Raw genomic sequence first — 24,322 nt, forward strand, 5'->3', positions numbered from 1 at the left:
AGCAGCCGGGGGTAGAAGGCCCGGCTGCTAGTGTGCGCAGTACTTATGCAATGCTTTAAAGACTGGTGCTTTGCGAAAATATCTTTACCCTTCCTTACTGGTGCTGTTCGCCGCGGCGGTGGCGGCTTTGTTTCTGTTTCGACGCCCTGAGCCAGTACCCCAGCTCAAGAATCGCCACGGAGATTTAGCCGTTGGTGGCGAGTGGCTCAACACCAAAAAGGCCGTGAACGGGCTCCAGGCCCGCCTGCGTACTCACCCCAATGACTACGAAGCCCAACTACAGCTGGCGCAGGCCTACATGCAGGAAGGCCGCGTGACCGGCGACCATGGCTACTACGATGCCGCAGCGGTAAAGCTGCTGAATCAGGTGCTGCAGTCCGAGCCCGAAAACTTTGAAGCGCTGTGCTGCAAAGCGTCGCTCAGTCTCACGCAGCATCACTTTTCCGAAGGCCTGGAGCTAGCTCGCCGTGCGCAGGCTAAAAACCCGTATAGCGGCTTTGTATATGGCTTGCTCTGTGATGCTAACGTGGAGCTGGGAAACTACCCCGAAGCGGTACGAATGGCAGATAAGATGAATGCCGTGCGCCCCGACCTGCGGGCGTATGCCCGGGTATCGTATCTAAGGGAGATTCACGGTGACCTGCCCGGTGCTATTGAGGCTATGCAAATGGCTGTAAAGGCGGGCTACGTAGGGCTGGAGCAAACAGAATGGGCCCGCGTGATGCTGGGCCATCTGTATGAGCAGACCGGCAGCCTCGACCTGGCGGATCAACAATATCAACAAGCTTTGCAGAACCGGCCTTCCTACGCCTATGCGCTGGCGGGAATAGGGCGGATAGAACGGGCCCGGCGCCAATATCCGGCGGCCATTAAGCATTTGGAGCAGGCGCATGCCATGGTGCAGGATTATGCTTTCACAGAAGAGCTAACAGACCTTTACACGCTGAACGGCCAACCGGAAAAATCAGCGGCTGCTGCCCGTGATGCTATTGCCCAACTGGACGCCAGTGCCCAGGCCGCCGATGCCGATGAGAACGTAGGCCACTACGTGGATCGGGAACTGGCCCTGGCCTACCTGAAAACCGGCGAGCTGAACAAAGCCCTGGAGCATGCCACCATCGAGTACAAACGCCGCCCCGATAACATGGACGTCAATGAAACCATGGCCTGGGTGCATTACAAGCGGGGCGAGTACCCGCAGGCGGCAAAATTTATGCAGGTGGCCCGCCGGACCCATTCCCAGAATCCCACCCAGCTATGCCGGGCCGGGCTTATTTTGCTGAAAACCGGGCAGGAAGCTGCTGGCCAGGAGCTCATCCGTCAGGCCCTCGCCATTAACCCATATCTGGAAACGGAACTAGCTACTGAGGGCCGTAAGCTACTGGCCATTCGCTAGCTCCTGTATTGACCTGTGCTGTGTTTGGAACGATGTTTCTTCGGTGTTTGACAGCAGCTCAGTGGCGGCTGACTCTTCTCGTGCTGGCGCTGCTATTGCTGCCCCAGTTGGGGGAGGCGCACGTGCTGGATGTAGACCTGAGCAAACTCTCCCGCACCGATATCGTGCTGACGTATCTGCGGCTGGGTTTCACCCATATCCTGCCGTTAGGCCTCGACCACATTTTATTCGTCGTGAGCATCTACCTGCTGGAGCCTCGCGTGCGGGCGGTGCTCTGGCAGGCCACAGCTTTTACGGTGGCGCATTCCATTACGCTGGGGCTGGCTATGTATGGGCTTATTTCGCCGCCTACAGCTATTATTGAGCCTATTATTGCCTTGTCTATTCTATTTGTCGCGCTCGAAAACATCATTACCGAACGCCTGAACCCGTGGCGGCTGGCTATTGTGTTTGGGTTTGGGCTGATTCATGGGATGGGTTTTGCCAGCGCCCTCACTTCCGTTGGATTGCCGCGCGCTTCCTTTCTGGAGTCGTTGGTGGCCTTTAATGTGGGCGTGGAATTAGGACAGGTATCAATTATTCTGTTGCTGTATCTGCTGGTTGGGCGTTGGTTTGCGGGCAAGTCGTGGTATAAGCAGCGCATTGTTATACCGGCCTCTGTAGTCATTGGCCTCATTGCCATTTACTGGACAGTAGAACGTGTATTTTTTACTGCGTAGGCCCGATGACACAATAAAAAAGCCCCTTCCAACATAGGAAGGGGCTTTTTTCAAAAGATACTTAACAACTTCTAGCGCACCAGAACTTTGCTGCTGCGGTTTATTTCCGGTACCGATAGCTGGTACACGCCAGCGGGCAGCGTCTGCACTTTCAGGCGCAGCTCATTGGAGCCTGCATACAGCTGCTCAGCCTGCTCGTGAACGAGGCGGCCGGTCAGGTCGTAGAGGCGCAGCGTAACTGTGCGCTCTGCGGGCGTCTGCACGGTAAACTCAATGTGGCTGGCTGAAGTGGGGTTAGGATATACCGTCAGGTCAGTAGTGAGGTCCTGCTTGGCGCCCTGTTCATCCGTTGGGTTAGTACCCCGGGCCGTCATGGAGCCAACTACAGCCGTTGGAGCCGTGTAGGTGACTTTCACAAAGGCACGTTGCGCGGGATTAGCGGTGCTGGCGTTTTGCGCCTTCAGCGTAATCCACCCGGCTGCGGTGGGCGTGTAAGTGCCCGTGAGCGTGCCAATACCGGTTTTGCTGGTTACCGTAGTGCCCGCGTTGTTATACAAGGCAATGGTCAGGCTCCGGGTAGCATCGGTGGGATACAGCGTGTAGGTAATGGTTTTGTTGGCAGCGGCATAAATGCGGCCTGCAGTGCGCATAGCCGTAGAAGCGGCTGGCAGCTGACCGCCCTGCTTCAGCGAAGAAGCGTGCGAATCGCCCAGATCATCGGCCAATTCCCATTCCTGGGTGGTAGTCAAAGCGGCCTTGGTGTAGTTAGTCACAATGCCCGTTGGAGCCCAAACCGAGTAGCCCCGACGGCCACCAGCGGCGGTGCCGTTGCAAGGCGGGGTGTTGATGGCTACCGTCTGCGAGCCGCTCACTGTTACTGTGGCCGTGCCGTTAGCACCGGAGTAGTCCTTCAGCACGGTGCCGGGAGCGAAGTCACAGCTCACAGTGGTGTTCTGCCAGGTGCTCCAGTTATCGTTGATGCCGATAATGGCTTTGGTGCTGCGCTCGATGACGAGGTGGTCGACGGCCTGGCCACGCACTTTGTAGGCGCCATCTTTAAAATGTAAGTTCTGGTGGCACCAGATCAGGTTTTCCAGGTCGCCACGCGTGGGCAGATCTGTGGTGCTGGTAGGCTGGTGAATGAAACGCTTGCTGGTAGTGCCCACGTTGAACAGGTCTTCAAAGAAAATCTGGGGCGAGCCATCCAAAGCCAAAGCTGCGGCATACGCCGCCGAAAGCCGTCCATCGGATGGGTCGATGTGGGGTGCCAGCTCCGAGCCGGTGTTCCAGCCGGTGTAGTTGCCGTTGGCATCCGTGGTGGGGCGGAAGGTGTCGTGGTTATTCACGAAAGGCACCGTACGGTGCACATAGGTGCCTCCAATATTTACTACGCGCGTGCCCTGCTGGTAGCCGGGCAGGCTGCCCAGGTCAAAATTGCCGCCCTGGCTCACAATGCTGTAAATTCCATTGCGCAGAGAGAAGTCAAAGGTGCCGGCGCGGTTCTGCACGTTGGCTACCCAACTGTCCATCTGCCCCGAAGAACCTACCCACTCGCCTACGGCAAACATGGTAGCGCCCCCGTTGGCCCAGCCCGCGTTGCTTTGCATGTTGTAGAGGAAGTCCTCCATGGCAAAGTCGGGGAAGTGTTTCACAGCATCCAGTCGCACGCCATCAAAGCCCACCTGCTTTTTGTACCACACCAGCCAGTCACGCGTGTTATTGCGCATGTAGTCGGCGGTTTGCGCGGGGTTGTAGGTAGCATTGGAACTCTGACCATAGGAGCCGTTATAGTAGCTCACATCGGGCCCGAAGTACACTGCGTTCCAGTCGCCGGAAGTAGAGTTATTGCCGGGGTTGGGGTTGAAGTTCTGCCAGTTTTTCGCGAAGCGGCCGTTGCGGGCCAGGTAGTTGGTAGCATCTTCAGCCGAGGCAGGCTTGGTATAGCTTACATACCGGAAGTTTTTGTACTTGCTGGTCGTATAGTCTTCCCAGGCGGCGGGGTCCTGGCCGCCGGCACCGGATTGTGAGCCGGCACCATCTACGTGGTTTAGCACAATATCCTGTACTACCTCAATACCGTTGGCGTGCAGAATAGCTACGGCGCGCAGCAACTCATCTTTGGTGCCCAGGCGCGTGCCTACAAAGCCTTTCTGGTACTTGTCGCCCAGGTCGTAGTTGTCGAAGGGGGAATAGCCATTGCCCTGGTTACCGTTTTTAACGGAGGGTGGCAGCCACACGGCATCAATGCCCATGGCTTTCAGACGGGGAGCCAGCTGGGCAATGTAATTAGCCCACCCGTTGGGGTAGTTGCTGTTCCAATAGTCCCACCAAAAACCCTGAAGGACAATTTTCTGGGCTTGCGCCGGTCGGTTGGCACCAACCAGCAGGCAGCCGAGAAGACACAGAAGGGCAATGGCCCTCCTGAAAGGAGTACGCGTGTGCATAAGCAGTGGGAATTGGGGAGTGAGAAAAGAGAGATTATTCCTTGATCGGGGGTGGCCGAAAGGGGAGGTTAAATTAGCGAAATACTATGCTTTAAGTATGGCTGGAGCCTATATAAAATTTGGATATTCACAATCCAAGTCCTTCTAATTTGAATTATATGATGACAATACCTGTTCCAGCAGTTGCCCCCTGGTAGAACAACCGAGCCATCAGCCATTTTTTTACGTATAGTCGGCATTGCTTCCGCGCAAGTGGAGGCTATACACCCCGACTCCATCTGTTTACTTATTGCTATATGGAAAAGCCAAGTGTTATTCGCCGGAACCGTCTGAAGCGCCGCGCGCGTCGGGCAGCACGTCGTATTCTGCCGTTTGTAGCCTCGCTATTTATGGCTACTCCGCTGGCTACCCCCATGGGTTCTACACAGGCCCGCGCCACCACAGCGGAGCACCGGCTGCCCACGGCCGCCGAGCTACGGGCCAGTGCCTTTTCCCAAACCACCCACCAGTTGTACAAAGAGCTGGGCGTAGAGGTTACTGGGCTGCGCTATGAGGTGTTTGAGAAAGCGCTAACCGGCTACCTGAACCTGAAAGGTGACGGTAAGCTGAGCCAGGACAAGCAGCTGCTTACCGTTATTGACTTCGATAAGCCTTCCACTGAGAAGCGCCTATGGGTATTGGATCTGGCTCAGAAACAGATTCTGTTCCATACACTGGTAGCGCACGGCCATAACTCTGGTGAAAACGTGGCTACTACCTTCTCTAACGAGAATGAGTCGAACATGAGCAGCCTGGGCTTTTATGTAACGCAGGGGGAATACAATGGCAAGCATGGCCGTTCCCTCAAGCTGCAGGGCGTGGACGAAGGCTATAACGACAACGCCATGGCGCGTTCTGTGGTGATGCACGGCGCTGACTACGTGAGTGAGGACTTTATCAAGCAGTTTGGCCGTCTGGGCCGTAGCCTTGGTTGCCCGGCATTGCCCATGGATCAGTATGCACAGATCATTGACGCTGTAAATGGCGGCACCTGCCTTTACCTGAATGGTTCGGACGAATCGTTCAACTCCCGTTACCTCAATAAAGACGTTGCTATGGATACTTTCTTCCGGGAAGGTGCCCTGATTTAAAGCAAATTCTCTATAAAGCAAAAAGCCCGCTTGCCGTACGGCAAGCGGGCTTTTTGCTTTAGTTCTACAAGGAAAGACCGAATTTCTTACCGACCGTTTCCAGATCCTGCACAACCGGATGCAGTAACGGAATGCCATCCAGCAAGCGGTGTGCAGCCATTTCGCGCTCCGGGTCGCCGGGGATGAGGACCTGCTGACCGGGTACGGCGCGGGCGTTGCGGAAAGTAGTAATCCAGTTATCCATGTGGGCTTTGAACTCTGCGGCCGGGCGGAAAGCATCCACGCGCATTGCCCCAAAAAAGTGCCCGATACCCTGACCCACCGGGTCAGCGGGGGGCTGGAGAAATGCTACAAAGGGTGGTACCCACGGGCCATAATTGGCCCCGGAGAGTACTGCGGAAAAGATATCTACCACGCTGCCCAGGCAATAGCCTTTGTGGGAGCCGGTTTCACCGCCCAGGGGCTGCAGCGCGCCGCCGTCTTTTAACTCGTTGGGGTTGGTAGAGGTGTTGCCATCTTTGTCCTGAATCCAACCAGCAGGGGCGGGTTGATTCTTGCGCTGCAGAATTTCCAGCTTGCCGTTGGCCGCCGTGGTAGTAGCAAAATCGGCCACAAAGTCGGGCTGGTCGCCGGCAGGAATGGCTACCGCAATGGGGTTAGTGCCCAGCAGCCGGTCCAGAGAGTGAGTAGGGGCTACCAGCGGCGAGGCGTTGGTCATGGCCAGGCCAATCATATCAAAAGGCAGCGCCTTCATAGCATGATAACCTGCAATCCCGAAATGGTTGGAATTGCGCACCGATACCCAGCCTGTGCCGGCCAGTTGGGCCTTTTGAATGGCTACCTTCATAGCCTTGGGGCCCACTACCAGTCCCAAACCACCATCACCATCCACCACGGCCGTGCTGGGTGTTTCGTACGTTACGCCTACCCGGGGCGTGGCGTTGATGCGGCCGGCTTCCCATAAGCGTACATACCCAATCAGCCGTGCTACGCCGTGAGAGTCAATGCCGCGCAAATCAGCAGAAAGCAGGGTTTCGGTAGCGAGGGTCGCATCATCATCCGGGCAGCCAATGCTTTTGAAGACAGACTCGGTGAAGGAGAAGAGGTGGGTATAGGAGAAGTTGGAAGTCATGGAGGAGTATGCAGAATTTCAGGCTGAGCAGAACGCCATTCGTCATGTTGAGTGCAGTGGAGGCATCTCACTTGCTGACGTTGCCACGTATATCGTTACTGGGCCAGCATTTCGCTCAGCAGGCCTTCTTTCAGGGCATAGGCCGAGGCAGTGATGGAGCGGAATCCGTAGGCGGTCAGTACGGAGTTAATCAGCACGCAGGCTACCACAATCATGTCGGCGCGTAGGGGCGTCATGCCCGGCAGGGCGAGTCTGCCCGCGTGATTCAGGGAGAGCAATTGGTGGTAGCTGGTCTTGAAGCTTTCAAAGGAAATGAAAGTGGCCGGCTCGGCTTTGCCTACCAGCTCAGGATGGCCGGTGCGGGCAGCCTGCAGGTCGCAAAGCGTATCGAAGGTGCCGCTGGCGCCTACCAGGCCAACCGGGTGGTAGTGGTGAATGGCCGTAGTGAGCGGAGCCAGTACTTCAGCCAGGTAGTTCTGCTCGGCCTGGATAGCTGCATCCGGCAGGGGGTCGTGGGTGAAAAACTTATCCAGGAGGCGCTGGGCCCCAATTTCAAAGCTTTGCTTCCAGAAAGTGCGTTCCGCATTAGCTATAATGAATTCTACGGAGCCCCCACCAATATCCATGAGCAGGTGCGGCTGCTCGCCCAGCGGCACGGCCTGCCGAATGCCTTTGGCAATCAGTTCGGCCTCCCGGTCGCCGGCAATGATATCGACTTTAATTCCCGTTTGATCGAAGATGTCTTCTACCAACTCGGCACCGTTGCGGGCTACGCGCACGGCGCTGGTAGCCGTGGCGCGCACTTCCGTTACTTGGTGCAGCTCAATTTCTTCCTGAAAGGCCGCCAGCGTATGCAGGGCTCGGGTATAGGCCGCGGGGGCAATTTCGCCGTTGCTGATACCGCCTTCGCCCAGCTTTACGCCCACTTTGGTGCGCATCAGCACCACCGGCTCCTGGTGGCGTGGCTCCGGCAGCTCCACAATCAGCAGGTGGAAGGTGTTGGTGCCCATATCAATCAGGGCCAGGCGGCGGTGTTTGGTAGGAGTGGTCATCAGAAAGTCAAATACGGGCCGCTAACAAGGAAACACCAAAAGGCAATTGGTTACCGCTACACAAAAATCACATGAACGGAGCCGCTGCTAGACAGGACTGGCAAAGCGGCAGAACGTGCCCAGCGGCAGCTTGCGGGCCGCCTGGTCGTGCAGATAGATTTCGCCGATTTCGCGCGGGCCGGTAGTAGGAGGGAAGATGTCGGTTACGAGGTTATCCAGAATCAGGGCGGAAAAACCCAGCGAGTAAAGGTTGATGAGGAAGAAATGGTCGGTGGGGTCGAGCAGCTCTTTGCAGAGCTTGAGCATCTCATTCAGCTCATCTTCCAGCTGCCACTTTTCGCCGTTAGGTCCACGGCCGTAGGCGGGCGGGTCCAGAATCAGGCCCTGGTATTTGCTGCCGCGCTTTACTTCGCGCCGCACGTATTTCATAGCATCTTCTACCAGCCAGCGCACCCCATCCAGGTTGGAGGCTTCCATGTTGTCGCGGGCCCAGAAGTTTACCTGCTTCACGGAGTCAAGGTGGGTAACATCGGCACCGGCAGCGCGGGCAGCCAGCGTAGCGGCCCCGGTGTAGGCAAACAAATTCAGCACGCGCGGCACGGCCGCTTTCCGCAGCTTGGTTTGCTGGTAGATAAACTGCCAGTTGGGGTCCTGCTCCGGAAACAAACCTACGTGCTTAAACGACGAGAGGCCCAACCGAAAACGCAGCTTCAGTCCTTCCTGATCGTAGTTGATAACCCATTGCTCGGGCGTACCGGGCTTTATTTTCCACTGGCCGCGCTCCTGGCTGCCTTTTTCACGGGTGAAGGTGGCGTTGGCGCGGTTCCACTCGCCCGCCGACAGCTTCGGGTCCCAGATAGCCTGGGGCTCGGGCCGGGCCAGAATATGTTGCCCAAATCGTTCGAGCTTTTCAAAGTTGCCCGAGTCGATCAGCTCGTAATCAGGCCAGTTGCCGGTGGTCAGGAAAGAATACATAGGGTACAAGCGAAACCGCCCTTGGGCGGGGGGGCCAAAGGTAGGGCATTGCTGGTTAAATGGCGGCAGAAGCGCGGCCAATGACACCAGAGAAAAGGTGTCTCTCCCCGCATAATTATCAGTGGCTAACCTGTATCTTACTGTGTCTCCGGCGGCTGGTGCGGCCCGGTTTTTACCACAGCCGGAAACGGCTTATTCGCGGTAGCTTTGCAGCCGAAAAGCGGAGACGTTGCTATCAGGCCCACGCCTTGTTTATCTACTCTGCTTATCCCTACCTCACACCTATTATGAAGCTGCAATTCTATAAATACCAGGGCACCGGCAATGATTTTGTAATGATTGACGACCGGGCTCGAAAGTTTGACGCGGCCAACAATGCCTTGGTGCGCCGCCTCTGCGACCGGCGCCTCGGGATTGGTGCCGATGGCCTGATTCTGCTACGCAAGCATTTCGATTACGATTTCGAGATGGTGTATTTCAATGCCGATGGCTACGTGGGCTCTATGTGCGGCAATGGCGGCCGATGCACGGTAGCTTTTGCGCAGTTCCTAGGCGTGATAGAAAGTGCCACCATCTTTCTAGCGGCCGATGGCCAGCACGAAGGCCGCATTGATGCAGATGGCACCGTGCACCTGCGCATGCAGGATGTGCTGGGCCAGCAGGAAATAGAAGAAGACGGTATTTTTCTGGATACCGGTTCGCCGCACCTCGTGCGCTTTCTGCCGCCCAGCACCTTGGCAGAGCTGAATGTGTTTGCAGAAGGCCGCGCCATTCGTTACAACGAGCGGTTCCGGGAGCGGGGCACCAACGTCAATTTTGTGGAAGCCCCTTCTGACCCCGCCCAGCCCTGGCAGGTGCGCACCTATGAGCGCGGGGTAGAAGATGAAACTTTCTCCTGCGGCACCGGGGTAACGGCCGTAGCCCTGGCCGCCTCCCGGCGCGGCGCGGCCAGCCCGGTACACCTGCGCACCATTGGCGGCGACCTGCGCGTAACCTTTGATGCGCATCCGGATGGCTCTTTCACCCACGTGTTCCTCAGTGGCCCCGCCACCCGCGTTTTTGAGGGCTCTATTGAGGTGTAGAGTTTTCTGTTCAATCTAAAAAATATCTGTCATCCTGAGCTTGGCGAAGGACCTTCTCACTTTGGAGCGAGTCGTTGTTACGCGAGTCTTGCAGTAGTGAGAAGGTCCTTCGCCAAGCTCAGGATGACAGAGTAGTTTATTACCGGTTTCTAAATTTCAACACCGTCACCACCCATGCTCCGGAACGAACTGATTTTCCTGCGTGCGCTGGAAGCCGATGACCTCGACTTCCTTTACAACCTGGAAAATGATGCGGCATTATGGGGGGTATCGGATACGTTGGCGCCAGTATCGAGGCACATGCTGCGCCAGTACCTGGACCATGCCGGCGCCGATTTTCATGAGGTGAAGCAACTGCGGCTGGTAATATGTACCCAGCCGGATGGCCGTGCGGTGGGCACCCTGGATTTATTTGATTTTAACCCGCTGCACCAGCGGGCAGGCCTGGGCATTACGGTGCTGGCTAAAGAGCGCCGCCGCGGCTATGCGGCCGCCGCGTTGCAACTGAGTCTGAATTACGCCGAGCAAACGCTGCGTCTGCACCAGCTATATTGTACCGTGGAAATGTCTAATACGGCCAGTCAGGCGCTTTTTCAGGCTGCGGGTTTTCGGCAGGTAGGGGTGCGGCAGCAATGGCTGCGCACGGCAGCGGGGTGGCAGGATGCCGTAGAATGGCAGTGTATTTTGGCCGGGTAAATGGGCGAGCGAGAATAGGAGAATATCTTTTTGGTGGAGCTATGCGTAGTACGCACTAGATGCTGCCTGGTGTAGCTGGGGCATCTTATGTATAGCTATTCATCTCTAGTTCTTTTTCTATGCCCTCTACCACAGCGGCAGGTGCATCCGCGCGTTCTTCTCAATCAAGCTCAACCAACACTCAAACTTCCCAGCAGTCTTCCTCCACCGCCACTACCAACCTTCCGGATTTAGTTTGCTTTGCGCACCTGCACTGGGATTTTGTGTGGCAGCGCCCACAACATTTGCTCTCCCGCTTTGCCCAGCAGGGCCGGGTGTTTTATGTGGAAGAACCCTTCTACCACGCCGACGACCTGATTGAACCGCACCTGGAAATAAAAGACCGACAGCAGGGCGTAAAGGTAGTAGTAGCCCACTTGCCCCAGCGTTTGCGGGCCGATGAAGCCGCCGCCGACGCGGCACAAGCCGAGTTGCTCACGCAGTTTTTTAAAGAGAACAATATTGCCGGCAACGTTGCCTGGTACTATACGCCCATGGCGCTGGCCAAATCCCGGCACCTGGAGGCTGCGCTTACCGTGTATGACTGCATGGATGAGCTGGCGGCCTTCAAGTTTGCGCCGCCCGTGTTGCGTGAGCGGGAGCAGGAGCTATTTAAAAAAGCAGACCTGGTGTTTACGGGCGGCCACACGCTTTACGAAGCCAAGAGCCTGCAGCACCACGATGTGCACCCGTTCCCCAGCAGCATCGATAAAGACCACTTTGGGCAGGCGCGCCAGGAAATGGCTGACCCCGCCGACCAAGCTGGTATTCCCTCACCACGGGTTGGTTTTTTTGGGGTAGTAGATGAGCGCCTGGATATAGAGCTGCTGGGCCAGTTAGCAGAAGCGTATCCGCAGTGGCAATTTGTGATTATTGGGCCCGTGGTAAAGATTGATCCGGCCACGCTGCCCCGTCACCAGAACATTCATTACCTGGGGGGTAAAGACTATAAGGAACTGCCGGGCTATTTGCGGGGTTGGGATGTAGCTACGCTTTTATTCGCTGATAATGAAAGCACTAAATTCATATCGCCCACTAAAACTCCCGAGTACCTGGCGGCCGGTAAGCCAGTAGTAAGTACTCCTATCCGCGACGTGGTGCGCCCTTACGGCGACTTAGGCCTCGTGCACATTGCCTCCAATGCGGAGGATTTTGGAAAAGCTATTGAGCGGGCCCTGGAGCAAAACGCTGACGAAGATTGGCGCCAGCGCACCGATGAATACTTGGAGACCATCAGCTGGGATCTTACCTGGCAGCAGATGGTAGATGTGATGAAGCAGCGCCTGGCTACCCCAAAGGCATAATTTTCGTACACCCCCTTATCCTATTTGTTCTACGCTCTTACCAAGACCCTGAAATATGTTCGATTACCTCATCGTCGGAGCCGGGTTTGCCGGTAGCGTGCTGGCCGAGCGGCTGGCCACCAGATCTAACAAGAAAGTACTGATAGTAGATAAGCGTAACCACATTGGCGGCAACGCTTACGACCACTATAATGAAGAAGGTGTGCTGGTGCATAAATACGGCCCGCACATTTTCCACACCAACTCCCGCGAGGTATTCGATTACCTCACCAACTTCACCGAGTGGCGCCCTTACGAGCACCGCGTGCTGGCTTCCGTCGATGGTCAGTTCCTGCCGATTCCCATCAACCTGGATACCATTAACAAGCTTTACGGCCTCTCGCTGAACAGTTTTGAAGTAGAGCAATTCCTGGAATCTTTGGCCGAAAGCATTCCGGTTATCAAGACTTCCGAGGATGTAGTGGTAAGCAAAGTAGGGCGAGAGCTGTACGAGAAGTTCTTCCGCAACTACACCCGCAAGCAGTGGGGCATGGACCCTTCCGAGCTGGACAAGTCCGTAACCAGCCGCGTGCCTACCCGCACCAACCGCGACGACCGGTATTTCACGGATACCTATCAGGCAATGCCGCTGCACGGCTATACCCGCATGTTTGAGCGGATGCTGGACCACCCCAACATCAGCATTATGCTAAATACCGACTACCATGATGTGGTAAGCTTCATTCCCTTCAAGGAAATGATTTTCACCGGCCCGGTAGACGAATACTTCGACTTCAAGTTTGGTAAGCTGCCTTACCGCTCCCTGGAGTTCAAGCACGAAACCATGAACTGCGAAAACTTCCTGCCTGCCCCGGTAGTGAACTATCCCAACGAGCAGCCCTACACGCGCATTACGGAGTTCAAAGCCCTGACCGGCCAGAAACATCCCAAAACCAGCATCGTGTATGAGTATCCGCAAGCCGAAGGGGACCCATACTACCCCGTGCCGCGCCCGGAAAATGCCGAGCTGTATAACAAGTATAAGAAGCTGGCCGACCAGACGCCCAACGTGCACTTTGTAGGGCGCCTGGCTACGTACAAGTACTACAACATGGACCAGGTAGTGGCCCAGGCACTTACCCTTTATAAGAAGCTCACTACCGATAAGCCTACCGAAAAAGCGGCTACCACGCCGCCAATCACGGGCTCGGCTTCTATCATGGAAAAAATTCTTTCCCGCGACCCCGCAAAAGAATAATCTAGATTAAGTGGCTTGTAGGTTGCACCTCGCAGCCGATAAGTAAATAGGCTTGCTGTCATCCAAAACTCTCTCCCTAACCTGCCTTGGCCTTTGGTCTGAAGCAGGAAAAGGCGGAGAGCTTTGGGTGACAGTTTTGTTTAATACCGGTCAAACCCAATAGTATGGCCCACTATTGTAGCAGGTGTATAGGTTTCATTTTCTCATAAGTTAGAGCAGCGGGTTATGCTCGTGCCGGGAGTGGGGCGGGAACTGTATTTTGCGGCTTGATAGCCTACTCCCAATTCATGCAAAATAACTTCGACGCCGTGCGACTGGGGCTGGCACTAATAGTCGTCTTCTGCCATGTAGCGGTCCTTACTCAGCTGCCAGCATTCCAACCGTTCCTCAATTATCTATCGGCTGATTTTGCGGTAAAGGGCTTTTTCGTGCTGAGTGGCTGCCTTGTTACCCGCAGTTTCCTAAGCAGCGCTACTGGGCTGGAGTATGCTCAAAAACGGGTGCGGCGTATCTATCCGGCTTATCTCACCACCATAGGCGTAGCCTGGCTGATTGGGCTGGCGGTAACCAGCCTGCCGGCAGCCGATTTTCTGCAATCCACGGCAGCATACAAATACTTGGGAGCCAACGCTTCCTTCCTCAACTTTCTTCAGCCCACTTTACCCGGTGTATTTGAGCAGCACCCAGTTCCGGTTATGAACGGCTCTTTATGGACGATAAAGGTGGAACTGTGCTTGTATGCCTGCGTGCCCCTCCTTGTTTTCTTGTTTCGCCGAATTGGGCCTTATCCGGCGGCAATACTAGCTTTTTTGATAGCATTGGTTTGGGATTGGCTGCTACCGCACGTAGCAGGTCTTAGCCCCAAAATGGTAGCGGAGCTAGGCCGGCAGTTTCCCGGGGCGCTGCATTTATTTGCATTCGGAGCGCTGTATACGGTGGAGGAGCGGCGCCTGGGGCCCATCATCGGTTGGGTAGCGTTGGGAACGTTTAGTATTTTGATGCTCTTCCCTGATTCAGGTCTGCAACGGGTGGTAGAGCCCGTGTGCTACGCGGCCAGTGTGCTGTTTTTCGCTACCCGGTTGCCTGTTCACCTGAATGCGGGGAAGTGGGGCGACTTATCCTACGGTACCTACTTGCTGCACTTTCCACTCATTCAATTGTTTATTCAACTCGGCCTGTTCAAGGCTAACCCCTGGCTGGGGCTGGCCGGGTTGCTCCTCACCGTTCTGGGTGCCGCATTTCTGCTCTGGCACTTCATAGAAAAGCCCTTTTTAAAGCGCAGTTCCCACTACCTTGCCACCGAAGTAGCCACCAAAACCGTTGCCTACTGACGCTGAGCTTCAGCCTGGACCGTGCAGCAGTTGCCACTGGCCTTGACCCGGCACTACCCCTCTAAATCAGCCAGATTGGCGGTGCGTTACGGATTGGGGCGGTTTTGGATAGAAATCTTGTAAATTTGAGGTACGCCCCGGCGTTTTCAGTCAATATCTACCAGCATGTTTGATTTTTTAGGGAAGGCAGTTGCCAAAGTGTTCGGGACCAAGTCCGAGCGGGATTTGAAAGAGATTCTGCCGTATGTGGCACTCATCAATGCCGAATATGCCAAACTGGCACCGCTCACCGACGACCAGCTGCGCCAGCACTCTGCTGATGTTCGCGCCCGGATTGACGAGCGTCTTAAAGGCATCGACGACCAGATTGGCGGCCTGCATCAGCGCATTGCTGACGAGGCGAACCTGGACATCATCGAGAAAGAAAAAATCTTCGACCAGATTGATGCGCTGGAAAAGCAGCGGAACAAAGATCTGGAAGTAGTCCTGCTGGAAGTATTGCCGGCGGCCTTTGCCACCGTAAAGGAAACCGCCCGCCGCTACAAGGAAAATGGCCAGCTGGTGGTTACTGCTACGGATTTCGACCGGGAAATTTCCCGTCGCAAAGCCAACGTAACCATTCAGGGCGACCAGGCTATCTGGAGCAACAAGTGGATTGCCGGCGGTGCCGAAATCACCTGGGACATGGTGCACTACGACGTGCAGCTGATTGGCGGCGTGGTACTGCACCAGGGTAAAATTGCCGAAATGGCCACCGGTGAAGGTAAAACGCTGGTATCTACCTTACCAGCTTTCCTCAACGCCCTGGCCCGCCGTGGCGTGCACCTGGTTACGGTGAACGACTACCTGGCCAAACGTGACTCCGAGTGGAATGCGCCGCTGTTCGAGTTCCACGGCATCACCGTGGACTGCATCGATAAGCACCAGCCCAACACCGATGCCCGCCGTGCGGCCTACGCCGCCGACATCACCTACGGTACCAACAACGAATTCGGCTTCGACTACCTGCGTGACAACATGGCCCGCGAAACCGGCGAGCTGGTGCAGCGCAAGCACCACTATGCCATGGTGGACGAAGTGGACTCCGTTTTGATTGACGATGCCCGGACCCCGCTTATCATCTCCGGCCCCGTGCCCCGTGGTGATGTGCACGAGTTTCTGATCCTGAAGCCCCGCATTGAGCAGCTGGTAAACGAGCAGAAAAAGCTGGTGCAGCAGTACCTGGTGGAAGCCCGCAAGCTGATTAAAGAAGGCAACGACGGCGTGAAGGAAGGCGAAGGCGGCCTGATGCTGTTCCGCGCTTACCGTGGTCTGCCCAAGAGCAAGCCCCTCATTAAATTCCTCTCGGAGTCTGGCATGCGCGTGGTGTTGCAAAAAGTGGAAAACCACTACATGCAGGACAACTCCCGCCAGATGCCCGAGGCCGACAAGCCCCTGTTCTTCACCATTGATGAGAAGAACAACCAGATTGAGCTGACCGAGCGTGGCATTGACCTGATTACGGCCCAGGGCGAAGATCCGCACCTGTTTATCATGCCCGACATCGGGATGGAAATTGCGGCCATTGAAAATAGCAAAATCATCAGCGACGACGACAAGCTGCACCAGAAGGAGCAGCTGATCAACGACTATCAGGAGAAGAGCGAGCGGGTGCACACCGTCAGCCAGCTGCTGAAAGCTTACACCCTGTTTGAGCGCGACGACCAGTACATCCTGTCCGAAGACGGCAAGGTGAAGATTGTGGATGAGCAGACAGGCCGCGTAATGGAAGGTCGCCGCTACTCTGATGGTCTGCACCAGGCCATTGAAGCCAAGGAAAATGTGCGCATCGAAGATGCCACGCAGACCTACGCCACCGTAACGCTGCAGAACTACTTCCGCATGTACCACAAGCTGGGCGGCATGACGGGTACGGCCGAAACCGAAGCCGGCGAGTTCTGGGAAATCTATAAGCTGGACGTGGTGGTAGTGCCCACCAACCGCGGCATTTCCCGCAAAGACGAGCACGACAAGGTATACAAGACCGTACGCGAGAAGTACAACGCCGTAGCCGAGGAAATTCAGACGCTGGTGAAAGCCGGCCGCCCCGTGCTGGTGGGTACCACCAGCGTGGAAATTTCTGAGCTGGTGAGCCGTATGCTGAAGCTGCGCAACATCCCGCACCAGGTACTGAACGCCAAGCAGAACCAGCGCGAAGCCGAGATTGTAGCCGGCGCGGGTCATCCCGGCACCGTGACCATTGCCACCAACATGGCCGGTCGGGGTACTGACATTAAGCTGCGCGGCACCGCCAAAGAGGCCGGTGGTCTGGCCATTATTGGTACCGAGCGCCACGAGTCACGCCGCGTAGACCGCCAGCTGCGGGGTCGGGCCGGCCGTCAGGGCGACCCGGGTTCTTCGCAGTTCTTCGTTTCCCTGGAAGACAACCTGATGCGTCTGTTTGGCTCGGAGCGCATTGCCAAGCTGATGGACCGCATGGGTCTGGAAGAAGGCGAAGTGATTCAGCACTCCATGATTACCAGCTCTATTGAGCGTGCGCAGAAGAAAGTGGAAGAAAACAACTTCGGCATCCGCAAGCGCCTGCTGGAGTACGATGACGTGATGAATGCCCAGCGCGAGGTGGTGTACAAGCGCCGCCGCAACGCCCTGTTCGGTGAGCGTCTGGAACTGGACGTGTGGAACATGATTTACGATGTGTGCGAAAACATCGTGGCCGCCCACAAAGTCACCAACGACTTCGAAGACTTCAAGCTGGCCGTTATCCGCCTGTTCAGCTACGACACGCACCTCACCGCCCAGGACCTGACGAGCCTGCCCGCGGCCCAACTCACCCAGAAGCTCTACGATGAGGCCCTGGGTTACTACGATGACAAGAGCCGCGTGATTGGCGAGCATGCCCTGCCGCTCATCAACGACCTGATTTCGCAGAACGCCCCCTACGAGAACATTGCCGTTCCCTTCACCGATGGGCGCAAGCAGATTCAGTCGGTGGTAAACCTGCGCCGCGCCCAGGCCAACAAAGGCCAGGAGCTGATTCGCGGCATGGAGAAAGTGGTAACGCTTTCCGTGATTGACACGGCCTGGACGCAGCACCTGCGCTCGATGGACGACCTGAAGCAGGTGGTGCAGAACGCCGTGTACGAACAGAAAGACCCGCTGCTGATCTACAAGTTCGAGTCGTTTGAGCTGTTTAAGCGCATGATTGGCAAAGTGAACGAGGACACCGTACAGTTCCTGTTCCGCGCCGATATTCCTTCGCAGCAGGGTGAAGCTGTGGAGCCCGAGTTCTACGTGGAAGACGAGCTACCCCAGCCCGCGCCCAAGCCCAAGCTGAAAGCGCAGAAAGAGGTATCCACCACGTCGCTGGGCGCTGGGCCTGAGGATTTAGAGCAGGATGGTGCTATGCCCCAGGTACTGGAAAAACAGCAGCCCGCCCGCAGCCAGAAAATTGCCAACCGCAACGATAAAGTAAGCGTGCAGTATATGGACGGCCGCATTGTGCGGGACGTGAAATACAAGAGCGTGGAAGATGATGTGGTGAACAACCGCGCCGTCCTCATCGACTAAGCTCTGGCGCCCTAACTGCGTAATAAAACAGTGGCAGGTAAATTTTTACCTGCCACTGCTGTTTGCCCGCCATTTCGTTTTCTTGCATTATGCCTATGCGTACGCCTTCCCCCGCTGAGTTAGCTGCCCGCATCGACCATACGCTCTTGCGCCCCGATGCTACCCAAGCCCAGATTGCGCAATTGTGCGCCGAAGCCGCGCAACACCGTTTTGCCTCCGTATGCGTGCCACCCGCCTTTGTGCGGTTTGCCGTGGAGGAGTTGTACGGCACTGGGGTTCCCGTCTGTACGGTAGTCGGTTTCCCGCTCGGTTACCAGATTGCGAAGGTGAAGTTCTTTGAAGCTCATCAGGCCCTGACCGATGGGGCCCGCGAAATTGACGTGGTGATGAATATTGCCGCTTTCAAATCGGGGCAGCTGGAAGAAGTAGAGGAGGAGTTAGGCCAGCTGACCGAGCTGTGCCGATTCAAAAAAGCCCTGCTGAAAGTGATTATCGAAACCGCGCTGTTGAGTGAGGAGGAAATCATAACGGCCTGCGAACTGTGCGCTGAAGCTGGGGTTGATTTCGTGAAAACCTCTACCGGATTTGCCAGCCGGGGTGCTTCCGTTAATGATATTGTCCTGATGCGCCGCCATTTGCCGGCTGAGATACGTATTAAGGCCGCCGGTGGAATTCGTACCCGCACGGCCGCTTTGGCCCTGGTGGCCGCCGGCGCCGACCGGCTTGGTTCTTCCAATAGTGTGGCTTTGCTGCAACCCGATGAAACACCTGCTACTTCGTAACGTGCTGCTGCTCGCCGCTCTCCTCCAGTTGGGTGCCTGTGCCGCCACAGCCCCCGGTACCACCTCTTCCGACTCTACCGCCCGTCGCAACGCCCCTGTAGAAGCGGCCGAAGATCTAAGCCGCTTCCGGCCGGTATTCACGCCGCCCAAAGCCCCGGCAGCTCTCGCTCCCAACGCCGTGCGTGCCAACGTAACGCCCGTAAACCAGGTAAATGCCCAGGTTGAGCAACGCCTGCGCGACCAGGCATACACCAACCAGAACGTGAAGTACGCGCAGGGCTTCCGCATTCTGGCCTACGTGGGGCTGGAGCGCGACCAGGCTATGGCCATTCGCCGCTCGGTTATCAGCCGCTACCCCGAAGAAACCGACTACCTCACCTTCAAGCAGCCCGTCTACCGTCTCTGGGTAGGCGACTATCTAAACCGGCTGGAAGCGGAGCAGGCCCTTTTGCGCATAAAGCCCATTGCCCCTAAAGCTGAGCTGCAGGCCACGCAGGTAGTACTGAATAAAACCACGTTTTAAGGAGGTTCCCTATGGCCTTTCTGCGGGAGTTGCAGTGGGATGAGCTGGAGGTATTGCAGGCCCTGGAAGACGTGCCCACCGAAGGGGCAGGCGGCAGCCTACACTACCGCGTGCAGCAGCATGAACTGCAGTTGCGCGTGTCCCTATGGCCGCAACATGGCTTCGTTGATATCCTGCTGCTGCACACGGGCATACAATCTGTTTTATTGGATATGACGGTGGCCGTGCGGGGACGGATTCGTTATAACAACGATAAACGCGGAGAGTACCTGGAACTGGCCGATTGCCTCTTAGTAAACCGTATGCTTTCCACCGATGAGCAGCTGGAAGCTGCTTTCAGCCCCAATATGCCCGGCCGCCCCTTACTGCTGACTGTACGGCCACATCTGAGTGTATTGTTTGAATAACCCTCGCTTCGTTGAGGTTCGTTATTCCTAGGCCTCGCTACTGTATCTTGCCACCTATGCAGCATCTGATTTCCCGTCTTAAAGCCCTGGCCGCAGAGTCGGCCGCCGTTACCGTTGGCTGGCGCCAACACCTGCACGCCAACCCGGAGCTTTCGTTTGAGGAGTTTTCTACCGCCGCTTTCGTTACCGAGCAGCTGCGCCAGATGGGCCTCAGCCCGCAGCCTTTGGCCAAGACCGGCGTGGTAGCCCTCATTGAAGGCCGCAACCCCGGCAGCCGGATAGTAGCCCTGCGCGGCGACATGGACGCGCTGCCTATTCTGGAGCAAAACGAAGTGCCGTACAAATCCACCAACCCCGGCGTGATGCACGCCTGCGGCCACGATGTGCACACTTCCTCTTTACTGGGAGTAGCCCATATTCTCACGCAACTGCGCGACGAGTTTGAAGGTACCGTAAAGCTGATTTTTCAGCCCGGTGAGGAAAAGCTCCCCGGCGGGGCCTCCCTCATGATCAAGGAAGGTGTACTGGAAAACCCCAAGCCCGCCAGTGTGCTGGGGCAACATGTATTTCCCATGTTGCCGGCCGGGCAAATCGGTATTCGGGCGGGGCGCTACATGGCCAGCACGGATGAGCTGTACATGACGGTGCGCGGCAAAGGCGGCCATGGCGCCATGCCCGAGCAAAACCTGGACCCGGTGCTGGTAGCGGCCCACATCATTGTAGCGGCCCAACAAATTGTCAGCCGCCGCGCCAACCCCAAAATTCCCTCCGTGCTTTCCTTTGGGAAGGTTATTGCCAACGGTGCCACCAATGTCATTCCAAACGAGGTGTACATGGAAGGTACTTTCCGTACCCTAAACGAGGAGTGGCGGCAGGAAGCACACCAGCACCTGCGTAAACTCTGCGAAGGTTTAGCGGAATCGATGGGTGCTACCTGCGAACTGGAAATCCGGCATGGATATCCTTACCTGGAAAATGAGCCTGAATTGACAGCCCGTGTGCGCGCCGCCGCGGAAGAGTATTTGGGCGCGGAAAACGTCATCGAACTCGACCAGTGGATGGCTGCGGAAGACTTTGCCTATTTCTCGCAGGCCGCAGACGCCTGCTTCTACCGCCTGGGTACCCGCGCCGCCGATGGCCGCTTCGCCTCCTCCGTACATACGCCTACTTTCGATATCGACCCTAAAGCCCTGGAGGTAGGGCCCGGCCTAATGACCTGGCTGACCCTGCGTGAGCTGGCGGCCTTCTCCACTACTGATGCGGCCACGGCCGAAACGGCCCATGCGTAAGCTTTTCTTGGTATTGCTGGCTGGCCTGTGGTGTGCCGGTACCGCGCAGGCGCAGAATAAGCGGGTAGGCTATGAGCTGGAAGTATGGCCCGAGCTGCAGGCAGAATATGCCTTGCTAAACGGGGGCTACTTGTTTCTGAGTGCCGGGGGACAGCGCAGTACTAATTCCGATATGGAGAATAGGGGCGGCTTTTATCGCAAACACCTAAGGGCAGGCTACGAAACCTTTCTCACGGAGCAATGGAGTGTAGGCGGCACCGCACGCTACACGCATACGGCCGGCATGGGCGACTTTACCCCGGAAATCCTGCTTCGGCATAGAAGCAATATTGGCGCCCTAACGTTTGGGCAGCGTTTGAGTGCGGAATATCGTTTCGCTGATACCCCAGACCAAACCCGCGGCGTTACTCGTCTGCGCTTAGACTTAGAACGGCAATTTCCAGTAGGAAGCACCGTAGTGCTACGTCCGCGCCTGGCTTATGAGCTGGGTGCTTACCTACGCCTGCAGCGCGACGAGGAAGCGCAGCCCAAAGAGCGGGTAATTGATTTTACCACGCTTCGCGCCGAAGTAGGCATCCGCTTCTCCGACCGGCTGGACATTACGCCTTGGTTTGGCTACCTGGCATCCTACCAGTTCGTGCTACCCCAGACCGATTCTGATGGCAACCCCATTCCCGGTGGCCGCCGCAATTTCGTGACGCCTACCGTGGGGCTGGAAACCCGGATTACGTTGTTTAGTGGCAGCCTGCCAGCTAACAGAAACCAGCTGCCGACGCAACACTAATTCAGGAACTTAGAATCACATGACATTTAGGCATTAAGTCAGAACAGGCATAAACCGCATTAGAATACGGTTTATGCCTGTTCTGACTATTGGGGTGCTATTTATGAAAAGCTGTAGTTGCCTGTTTTAAGACATTATGTCTGTATAATGGACTGATGTTTAGATTGGTATGGAATTTATTGAATACACATCAGAATCAATTGCTGATTACTGTTCAACCTTAACATTCTCGTACCAAACCATGGCCACGCTTTTGTATAACACGCTCCCTGCCCGCCGTTCGCCCCGCGCTTTCAACACCGTACTGAATGAACTGCTGCGCGAAGGCCTGCAACCGCAGGATAAACCCACTGCCAGCTTCGTGCCCCAGGCTGATATCCTGGAATCGGAGCAGGGCTTTGAACTGCACCTGGCTTTGCCCGGCGTAGCGAAAGAAGATGTAAAAATCGATTTTCAGGAAGGCCGCCTCGTCATCAGCGGGGAGCGAAAAGCTCCGGAGGCGACAGAAAATGCACCAAAATTCCGTCGGGTAGAAACCAGCTTCGGTACTTTCTCCCGCACGTTCCGTCTGCCCGATACTGTGGACGTTACCGGTATTGATGCCCAACTCACGGATGGAGTGCTGCGCGTTGCGCTGCCTTTTGATAGCAAGAAGGTAACCAAACACCAGATTGAAGTACGGTAAACACCGGTTATAGAAAAAGGCACCGGGGTTGGTGCCTTTTTTCTTCCGGTTGTGGTTATATACTTGCAACTGTATACCACACAGTTCGCCTCTTGCGTTAGAGCGTTGCTGTTATATAGGTTTCCGCCGAAACGCTTAACTTAGTCAGACTTCTTTTTTTCAACCACAACTTTATAATTACCCATGCAAGCCAAACAAATGATGCTCGGCCTCATGGCTTCCGCCGTTCTGGGCGGATCGGTGGCCGTGGGTGGGTATAAGCTATTGGAGCCGGAGCGCGAAGTATTGCCCCAGACCCTAGCTGCCGACCCCAACGTACGCTACACCAGTGAGCTGCGCAGCAGCACCTATGAAGTGCCCGAGGGCCTCAACTTCGTAGCGGCTGCCTCCGCTGTAACGCCGGCTGTGGTGCACGTTATGACCGAATATGCCCCTAAAATGACGCAGAACGATGCTGTACGGATGGATCCATTCCTGCGTCAGTTCTTCGGCGACGATTTCAACCAGATGCAGCGGCCCCAGTCGGGCCCGCAGATTGGCTCTGGCTCCGGTGTTATCATTGCTGCTAACGGCTACATTGTAACCAACAACCACGTCATTGATAAGGCCGATAAAATTGAGGTAGTACTGGACGACAAACGTAAGTACAAGGCCGAGCTGGTAGGGGCCGACCCCACCACCGACCTGGCAGTGCTGAAAGTACAGGCCGATAATCTGCCCTTCGTGCGTTACGGCTCCTCCGACGACGTGAAAGTAGGGGAGTGGGTGCTGGCTGTCGGCAACCCCTTCAACCTGAACTCTACGGTAACTGCCGGTATTATCTCGGCTAAAGGCCGCAACATCAATATTCTGCAGCGCGAAGACCGCATGGGCGTAGAAGCCTTCCTGCAGACCGATGCCGTAGTAAACCCCGGAAACTCGGGCGGTGCCCTGGTAAACCTGAAGGGCGACCTGATTGGAATTAACTCGGCCATTGCCTCGCGTACGGGTTCCTTTGAAGGCTACTCATTTGCCGTGCCCAGCTCCATTGTGAGTAAGGTGGTCGATGATCTACTGAAATATAAGGTAGTACAGCGTGCCCTGCTGGGCGTTAATATCCGTGAAGTAGATGCAACGCTGGCCTCGGAGAAAAAGCTGAGCACCCTGAACGGGGTGTATGTAGTAGGCCTGAACAAGAACAGCGCTGCTGCCGACGCAGGCCTGAAAGAGGGTGACATCATCACTGAAATCAACGGGGTGAAGGTGAATACCTCCTCGCAGCTGCAGGAACAGGTGGCCCGTTTCCGCCCCGGCGACAAAATCAAAATTGCCTACCTGCGGGAAGGCAAGGAGCGTGCCGCTGGCGCAACGCTGCGCAATTCTACCGGCACTACTGATGTAGTCCGGGAGGAAGTAGCCTCTTCTATTGAGTACGAAGGTGCCAAATTCGCTCCCCTTACTCGACAGGAAATGAATAAGCTGGACCTGGAGGGCGGCGCCAAAATATCCGGTGTGCGCAGCAGCAACTTCAAAGAAACCGGTATTGGTGACGGCTTTATCATCACCCGCATTGATAAAAACAAAGTGGGCAAGCCCCAGGACGTGAAGCGCTTTTTGGAAGAAGCTAAAAACAACCAGGGTGCGCTGGTAGAAGGTATCTACCCCGATGGCCGCAAAGCCTATTACCCCATTGGGCAGGCGGAATAACCCGCTTCTAACCTGCCAAATTCAAAAGCCTCCGCCACTCAGGCGGAGGCTTTTTTGTTAGC

The 24,322-nt window shown here is 56.1% G+C and carries 20 protein-coding genes; 16 read left to right on the forward strand and 4 right to left on the reverse strand.

Going from position 1 to position 24,322, the window contains the following annotated elements:
* The first annotated feature begins 70 nt into the window (after positions 1 to 70).
* Entirely contained in the window at positions 71 to 1,396 is a 1,326-nt protein-coding gene (locus tag Q4G72_RS04810; protein WP_303310269.1) for a tetratricopeptide repeat protein, read from the forward strand.
* Between the two features lie 47 nt (positions 1,397 to 1,443).
* Complete coding sequence (locus Q4G72_RS04815) at positions 1,444 to 2,115, forward strand: HupE/UreJ family protein (RefSeq protein ID WP_303310270.1); 672 nt, start codon at positions 1,444 to 1,446, stop codon at positions 2,113 to 2,115.
* Positions 2,116 to 2,186: 71 nt separating this feature from the next.
* On the opposite strand, the gene Q4G72_RS04820 is transcribed toward Q4G72_RS04815, so the two are convergent.
* Complete coding sequence (locus tag Q4G72_RS04820; protein ID WP_303310271.1) at positions 2,187 to 4,559, reverse strand: alpha-amylase family glycosyl hydrolase; 2,373 nt, start codon at positions 4,557 to 4,559, stop codon at positions 2,187 to 2,189.
* Between the two features lie 296 nt (positions 4,560 to 4,855).
* On the opposite strand from Q4G72_RS04820, the gene Q4G72_RS04825 reads away from it, so the two are divergent.
* On the forward strand, positions 4,856 to 5,689 hold the full coding sequence (locus tag Q4G72_RS04825; protein WP_303310272.1) for a murein L,D-transpeptidase catalytic domain family protein: 834 nt from the start codon (positions 4,856 to 4,858) through the stop codon (positions 5,687 to 5,689).
* Positions 5,690 to 5,753: 64 nt separating this feature from the next.
* Here Q4G72_RS04825 and Q4G72_RS04830 read toward each other — a convergent pair whose 3' ends face one another.
* The 3 genes from Q4G72_RS04830 to Q4G72_RS04840 form a co-directional block, all read right to left on the reverse strand.
* Positions 5,754 to 6,821 (reverse strand): Ldh family oxidoreductase, encoded by a 1,068-nt coding sequence (locus Q4G72_RS04830; RefSeq protein WP_303310273.1) that lies wholly within the window; start codon positions 6,819 to 6,821, stop codon positions 5,754 to 5,756.
* A gap of 95 nt (positions 6,822 to 6,916) precedes the next feature.
* Positions 6,917 to 7,873, reverse strand: coding sequence for a Ppx/GppA phosphatase family protein (locus Q4G72_RS04835; RefSeq protein ID WP_303310274.1), 957 nt, complete (start codon positions 7,871 to 7,873; stop codon positions 6,917 to 6,919).
* Between the two features lie 87 nt (positions 7,874 to 7,960).
* Complete coding sequence (locus Q4G72_RS04840) at positions 7,961 to 8,848, reverse strand: class I SAM-dependent methyltransferase (protein WP_303310275.1); 888 nt, start codon at positions 8,846 to 8,848, stop codon at positions 7,961 to 7,963.
* A 287-nt stretch (positions 8,849 to 9,135) separates the two neighbouring features.
* Here Q4G72_RS04840 and dapF point away from each other — a divergent pair, with 287 nt between their 5' ends.
* The 13 genes from dapF (at position 9,136) to Q4G72_RS04905 (ending at position 24,260) form a co-directional block, all read left to right on the forward strand.
* Positions 9,136 to 9,930 (forward strand): diaminopimelate epimerase, encoded by a 795-nt coding sequence (dapF, locus tag Q4G72_RS04845; RefSeq protein ID WP_303310276.1) that lies wholly within the window; start codon positions 9,136 to 9,138, stop codon positions 9,928 to 9,930.
* A gap of 174 nt (positions 9,931 to 10,104) precedes the next feature.
* Entirely contained in the window at positions 10,105 to 10,626 is a 522-nt protein-coding gene (locus Q4G72_RS04850) for a GNAT family N-acetyltransferase (RefSeq protein ID WP_303310277.1), read from the forward strand.
* Positions 10,627 to 10,745: 119 nt separating this feature from the next.
* Positions 10,746 to 11,969, forward strand: coding sequence for a glycosyltransferase family 1 protein (locus Q4G72_RS04855; RefSeq protein ID WP_303310278.1), 1,224 nt, complete (start codon positions 10,746 to 10,748; stop codon positions 11,967 to 11,969).
* 55 nt (positions 11,970 to 12,024) lie between these two features.
* Positions 12,025 to 13,206, forward strand: a complete 1,182-nt coding sequence (gene glf / locus Q4G72_RS04860; RefSeq protein ID WP_303310279.1) for a UDP-galactopyranose mutase — start codon at positions 12,025 to 12,027, stop codon at positions 13,204 to 13,206.
* A gap of 287 nt (positions 13,207 to 13,493) precedes the next feature.
* Positions 13,494 to 14,537 carry an acyltransferase family protein gene (locus Q4G72_RS04865; RefSeq protein WP_303310280.1) on the forward strand — a complete coding sequence of 348 codons (1,044 nt, stop codon included), beginning with the start codon at positions 13,494 to 13,496 and terminating at the stop codon, positions 14,535 to 14,537.
* A gap of 165 nt (positions 14,538 to 14,702) precedes the next feature.
* Positions 14,703 to 18,104 carry a preprotein translocase subunit SecA gene (gene secA / locus Q4G72_RS04870; RefSeq protein ID WP_303310281.1) on the forward strand — a complete coding sequence of 1,134 codons (3,402 nt, stop codon included), beginning with the start codon at positions 14,703 to 14,705 and terminating at the stop codon, positions 18,102 to 18,104.
* A 95-nt stretch (positions 18,105 to 18,199) separates the two neighbouring features.
* Complete coding sequence (gene deoC / locus Q4G72_RS04875; protein ID WP_303310282.1) at positions 18,200 to 18,886, forward strand: deoxyribose-phosphate aldolase; 687 nt, start codon at positions 18,200 to 18,202, stop codon at positions 18,884 to 18,886.
* A complete protein-coding gene (locus Q4G72_RS04880) occupies positions 18,864 to 19,409 on the forward strand; it encodes a sporulation protein (RefSeq protein WP_303310283.1) in 546 nt (181 codons plus the stop codon). The genes deoC and Q4G72_RS04880 overlap by 23 nt, the downstream gene beginning before the upstream one ends.
* Before the next feature lie 11 nt (positions 19,410 to 19,420).
* On the forward strand, positions 19,421 to 19,816 hold the full coding sequence (locus Q4G72_RS04885; RefSeq protein WP_303310284.1) for a hypothetical protein: 396 nt from the start codon (positions 19,421 to 19,423) through the stop codon (positions 19,814 to 19,816).
* Positions 19,817 to 19,872: 56 nt separating this feature from the next.
* On the forward strand, positions 19,873 to 21,105 hold the full coding sequence (locus Q4G72_RS04890; RefSeq protein WP_303310285.1) for a M20 metallopeptidase family protein: 1,233 nt from the start codon (positions 19,873 to 19,875) through the stop codon (positions 21,103 to 21,105).
* Positions 21,098 to 21,889, forward strand: a complete 792-nt coding sequence (locus tag Q4G72_RS04895; protein WP_303310286.1) for a hypothetical protein — start codon at positions 21,098 to 21,100, stop codon at positions 21,887 to 21,889. Before Q4G72_RS04890 ends, Q4G72_RS04895 begins: the two co-directional genes overlap by 8 nt.
* Positions 21,890 to 22,130: 241 nt before the next feature.
* Positions 22,131 to 22,574, forward strand: coding sequence for an Hsp20/alpha crystallin family protein (locus Q4G72_RS04900; protein WP_303310287.1), 444 nt, complete (start codon positions 22,131 to 22,133; stop codon positions 22,572 to 22,574).
* Positions 22,575 to 22,757: 183 nt separating this feature from the next.
* On the forward strand, positions 22,758 to 24,260 hold the full coding sequence (locus tag Q4G72_RS04905; RefSeq protein ID WP_303310288.1) for a Do family serine endopeptidase: 1,503 nt from the start codon (positions 22,758 to 22,760) through the stop codon (positions 24,258 to 24,260).
* Positions 24,261 to 24,322: the final 62 nt, after the last annotated feature.

It is taken from the genome of Hymenobacter sp. BT730, from assembly GCF_030542105.1.
Lineage (GTDB): Bacteria > Bacteroidota > Bacteroidia > Cytophagales > Hymenobacteraceae > Hymenobacter.

Coding starts and splice junctions, on each gene's coding strand:
- Q4G72_RS04890 (WP_303310285.1), top strand. CDS start 19,873: ATGCAGCATCTGATTTCCCGTCTTAAAGCCCTGGCCGCAGAGTCGGCC.
- Q4G72_RS04820 (WP_303310271.1), bottom strand. CDS start 4,559: ATGCACACGCGTACTCCTTTCAGGAGGGCCATTGCCCTTCTGTGTCTT.
- Q4G72_RS04900 (WP_303310287.1), top strand. CDS start 22,131: ATGGCCACGCTTTTGTATAACACGCTCCCTGCCCGCCGTTCGCCCCGC.
- Q4G72_RS04880 (WP_303310283.1), top strand. CDS start 18,864: ATGAAACACCTGCTACTTCGTAACGTGCTGCTGCTCGCCGCTCTCCTC.
- Q4G72_RS04895 (WP_303310286.1), top strand. CDS start 21,098: ATGCGTAAGCTTTTCTTGGTATTGCTGGCTGGCCTGTGGTGTGCCGGT.
- secA (WP_303310281.1), top strand. CDS start 14,703: ATGTTTGATTTTTTAGGGAAGGCAGTTGCCAAAGTGTTCGGGACCAAG.
- Q4G72_RS04855 (WP_303310278.1), top strand. CDS start 10,746: ATGCCCTCTACCACAGCGGCAGGTGCATCCGCGCGTTCTTCTCAATCA.
- dapF (WP_303310276.1), top strand. CDS start 9,136: ATGAAGCTGCAATTCTATAAATACCAGGGCACCGGCAATGATTTTGTA.
- Q4G72_RS04905 (WP_303310288.1), top strand. CDS start 22,758: ATGCAAGCCAAACAAATGATGCTCGGCCTCATGGCTTCCGCCGTTCTG.
- glf (WP_303310279.1), top strand. CDS start 12,025: ATGTTCGATTACCTCATCGTCGGAGCCGGGTTTGCCGGTAGCGTGCTG.
- Q4G72_RS04830 (WP_303310273.1), bottom strand. CDS start 6,821: ATGACTTCCAACTTCTCCTATACCCACCTCTTCTCCTTCACCGAGTCT.
- Q4G72_RS04825 (WP_303310272.1), top strand. CDS start 4,856: ATGGAAAAGCCAAGTGTTATTCGCCGGAACCGTCTGAAGCGCCGCGCG.
- Q4G72_RS04835 (WP_303310274.1), bottom strand. CDS start 7,873: ATGACCACTCCTACCAAACACCGCCGCCTGGCCCTGATTGATATGGGC.
- deoC (WP_303310282.1), top strand. CDS start 18,200: ATGCGTACGCCTTCCCCCGCTGAGTTAGCTGCCCGCATCGACCATACG.
- Q4G72_RS04840 (WP_303310275.1), bottom strand. CDS start 8,848: ATGTATTCTTTCCTGACCACCGGCAACTGGCCTGATTACGAGCTGATC.
- Q4G72_RS04850 (WP_303310277.1), top strand. CDS start 10,105: ATGCTCCGGAACGAACTGATTTTCCTGCGTGCGCTGGAAGCCGATGAC.
- Q4G72_RS04885 (WP_303310284.1), top strand. CDS start 19,421: ATGGCCTTTCTGCGGGAGTTGCAGTGGGATGAGCTGGAGGTATTGCAG.
- Q4G72_RS04865 (WP_303310280.1), top strand. CDS start 13,494: ATGCAAAATAACTTCGACGCCGTGCGACTGGGGCTGGCACTAATAGTC.